Source organism: Pedococcus sp. P1_H8 (assembly GCF_056405175.1).
The window spans coordinates 1-375 of sequence record NZ_JBFUCP010000427.1 but is presented as its reverse complement, the minus strand read 5'-3'; the positions used below and the strand labels follow the sequence as shown (position 1 = coordinate 375).

Here is a 375-nt window from a genome sequence, read left to right as displayed (position 1 = left end):
TGGTGGCGAATGCGGTCCCGGCGAACTGCGCGGAGAGGGCGTGACTGCCTCGGACGGTGGGGGTCCAGGCCAGGGTCGCGGTCCCGCCGGCGTCGAGGGTGGCCTGGCCGATCGGGGTTGCGGCGTCGAGGAATTCGACGGTGTCGCCCGGCGCGCCGCCGGTGACGGTGGCGGTCAGGGTGCTCGGCACGCCGACGCGGGCGCCGGTGACGKCGGCCAGGACGGTGGTGGAGCTGCTCTTGCCGATKGTGATSGACGGGCCCTTGTCKCCGAAGKTKCCGCTGCCGAGKGATCCGCCGTAKTCCATGCCGGTGGTCAGGGCCRTGCCGCGGGGGCAGTTCGCGCCGACCTTGTAGGCGACGCTGAAGATGGGGG

1 protein-coding gene is annotated in these 375 nt (G+C 73.2%); it reads right to left on the bottom strand.

Translation table 11 applies throughout. The features are described from left to right. Positions 1–190: Ig-like domain repeat protein (locus AC1DYG_RS20680; protein ID WP_477641702.1), on the bottom strand; the 190-nt coding region annotated here is incomplete at its 3' end. Between the last annotated feature and the right edge of the window lie 185 nt (positions 191–375).